The 3,547-nt window shown below is 68.8% G+C and carries 1 protein-coding gene; it reads left to right on the plus strand.

What is annotated here, in order from left to right; all coding sequences use genetic code 11:
* Positions 1-388 precede the first annotated feature (388 nt).
* Positions 389-3,496, plus strand: coding sequence for a sensor histidine kinase (locus tag M1E25_RS25480; protein ID WP_251419660.1), 3,108 nt, complete (start codon positions 389-391; stop codon positions 3,494-3,496).
* Positions 3,497-3,547 lie beyond the last annotated feature (51 nt).

The raw sequence follows: 3,547 nt of genomic DNA on the forward strand, positions 1-3,547 counted from the left end.
CACGCACTCATGGCACGGCTCAAGTAGCGGGGCACGACGGGGGGTTGGGCTTTCGGGACGGGCGGGCTGTGTCTTTCGACACGCCCGCCTCGTCGTTCATAACGTTTCGAAGCAGAATCCGGCGTCCTCGCCCACCGGCCGCATTCGGCCGATTCCCCTGCGCGCACAATCGCACACCTTTTGATCCGGTTGAACCTTACATGTGCGGTTTTCCCTCTCGGTGAGCTCTCCCGGGGACCCCGAAAACGGTGTTTGGAATGCAAGCCCGTGACGTGCTGCAATTCCCTGACCCGTGAGTAGTAAACGCCCCGAAGATAGACGGCACGACGTACGGTGCCGACGCCGAGAGGTTGTTGGTCGAGTGAGGCGAAGCAAGCCTGACCGAGCGCTGGAATCCTCCCCGCCGAAGGGCCGAGGACAAGCGCGAGGGAACTTCACCCCGCCGCCGCGCACAGCGGCGTCGTCCACGAGAGCACCCGACGGCACAGCCGCGGGCGGCAGCCGGCTCTCCCCCAAGAACTGGCGTGTGCCCACCCGGCTGAACGCGATCCTGCTTCTACCCGTGGTCGTCGCGCTCGTCTTCGGCGGCCTGCAGGTCAACAACTCCATCCAGACCTGGCAGCAGGCGCAGGACGCCGAGCGCACGGCCCGTCTGGTCCGCGCCGCCGCGGACTACGGACACGCCCTCATCGACGAGCGTGACCGCACCGCCGTACCGCTCCTCCGCGGCGACCGGGACAACAGGCTCGTGGTGTCGGCCCGTGCGGCGACGGACGAGGCCAAGCGGGAGTTCGACGCCAAGGTCGCGGACATGCCCGACACCCCGGGCCTCCAGCGCCGGCTGAAGGCCTTCAAGGATGCCGAAGGAGGCCTCAGCAAGCTCCGCGAGGCCGCTTACACCCGGGCCCTGCCCGCGGCCCAGACCGAAGAGGGCTACGTCCGCGTCCAGCACCCGCTGATGGAGTTCGCCAACGAACTCGGTCTCGGCACCAGCAACATCACCAGCTACGGACGAACCGTCTACGCACTGGGTCTGTCGAAGGCCGCGGAGTCCCTCCAGCGCGCCATCGGCACTCACCTCCTCGTCCGCCCGGCCACGGACTCCAAGAGCCTCCAGCAGCAGCGCACGGCCTTCACGTCGTACGCCTACCTGGAGAACATCGCGCTGGCGGAGTACGTCTCCGGCAGTACCGCGGCGGACCAGAAGCGGCTGCGGGACACCCTGGTGGCCGCCAAGAAGGCCGGCGCCACCAAGATCGCCAAGGCGCAGCGTCAGGCGCGCGCGGCGGGCGTGCCGTTCGTGGCTCCTCCCCCGATGGAGAAGATGATCCAGGCGATCGGCTCGGGCCGGAGCCGGGCGGCTCTCAAGGCCCAGGGCATCACTCCTGAGACCTGGTTCGCCACGGCAACGGGCAAATTCAATGCCTACCGGGCGGTCGAGGAGTACATGACCGACCAGTCGGTGAAGGACACGCAGAAGATCGCCGAGGACGCGAAGCAGGATGCGTTCATCACCGGAGGCATCGCGATCCTGGCCCTGCTGGCCGCGTTCTTCCTCGCCGGGCTGATGGCCCGCTCGATGAGCCGCAACATGCTCAGCCTGCGCAATGCCGCCTTCGACGTGGCCGAACAGCGGCTCCCGTCGCTCGTCGACCAGCTGTCGCGCACCGATCCTGGTCGGGTCGACACGCGCGTCCGGCCGATCGACATCACCAGCCAGGACGAGATCGGCGAGATCGCCCGCGCCTTCGACCAGGTGCACCGGGAGGCCGTCCGGCTGGCCGCCGAGCAGGCCCTCCTGCGCGGCAACGTCAACGCGATCTTCACCAACCTTTCCAGCCGCAACCAGGGACTCATCGAGCGCCAGCTGACGCTCATCACCAACCTCGAGAACAACGAGGCCGACCCGGACCAGCTGGAGAACCTCTTCAAGCTCGACCACCTCGCGACGCGTATGCGCCGCAACGGCGAGAACCTGCTGATTCTCGCCGGTGAGGATCCCGGCCGCCGCTGGACCCAGCCGGTGCCCCTCGTGGACATCCTGCGGGCCGCTTCCTCCGAGGTGGAGAACTACGAGCGGATCGAACTCACCGGCGTTCCGGAGAGCGAGATCCACGGCACCACCGTCACCGACCTCGTGCATCTGCTGGCCGAGCTGCTGGAGAACGCCACGAGCTTCTCCTCGCCCCAGACCAAGGTGCGCGTGACGGCCACCCGCCTGCCGGACGGCCGGGTCATGGTCGAGATCCACGACAAGGGCATCGGCCTGACCGCCGAGGACTTCGCCGACATCAACCACAAGCTGGCGAACCCTCCGAAGGTGGACGCGGCGATCTCCCAGCGCATGGGCCTTTACGTGGTCGGCCGCCTCGCGGACCGCCACGGCATCCGGGTCCAGCTGCGCCCCTCCGGGGAGCAGTCGGGAACGACGTCGCTGGTCATGCTGCCGAGCGACATCACGCACGGTGGAGGCGGCGAGGATCAGATCGAGGACGACTTCACCGTCTCCCGGATCGTTCCCGCACAGCCGAACGCCCGCGCCCAGGAGGGAGAGCCGCTGCGCACCGCGGAGGAGCTCGGCTTCGACGACTCCCGCTTCTCGGTTCCGGACGACGCAAGGGAGTTGGACTCCGTGAGCCGTTCGCTGCGCCGCGGTGAGCGCCATGCACAGATGGAGTCGGGCGCCCCTGAGGCGTACGCCGGCGAGCAGCAGGACCACCCCAGGCCCGGCGTCCCGCGGAACGACTACGCGCAGGGCGGTTACGGCCAGGAGTACGCGCGGGAGGACTACGCGCACGACGACTACGCACAGTCGGGCTACCCGCAGTCGGACTATGCGCAGTCGGGTTATGGGGACCAGGACTACCAGGCCCCCCGGTTCGCGCAGCCGTCGTACAACGAGCCGGCCGGAAGCGGCGGGCAGACCTTCGACGCCTTCAACTCCCAGGCCCGTCAAGGAGACTGGAACCGGCAGGGCGTTTACGATGGTGGCCGCGGTTCAGGTTTCGGAGTGGAATCGGAGCCTCCGGCCGCTCCCGCTGGCGGGTCGGAGCGCGTAGGCTTCGACGGACCGGGGCCCTCGTCGAGCGAGACCCGCTCCGTGACCGGTTCGGGTCTTCCGCGCCGGGACAGGGCGTGGCAGGAGCCCGAGGGGCAGGAGCGGACTCAGCCGGTCCAGCAGGACCGGCAGGAGGACGACCCCGACTGGCGTTCGGCGAACGATGCGCGCTGGCAGCGCGCGGAGCAGGTACGTGAGCCGAAGGCAGGCGGAGTGACCTCCTCCGGCCTTCCCCGGAGGGTGCCCAAGGCCAACCTGGTCGACGGCACCGCAGAGGCGACCCCGCAGGGCGGCCCCCAGGTCTCCCGCGCCCCGGAGGACGTGCGTGGCAGGTTGAGCAACCTGCGCCGCGGCGTCCAGCAGGGACGCAACGCAGGAACGGACACCAACCGCCAGGGCTTCGGCCCCGGCAGCAGCACCTACGACCAGGAGCGTTAGTGTGAGCCCGATGAGCCAGGCGGCGCAGAACCTGAACTGGTTGATCACCAA

The sequence above is a fragment of the Streptomyces meridianus genome (assembly GCF_023703325.1).
GTDB classification, from domain to species: domain Bacteria; phylum Actinomycetota; class Actinomycetes; order Streptomycetales; family Streptomycetaceae; genus Streptomyces; species Streptomyces meridianus.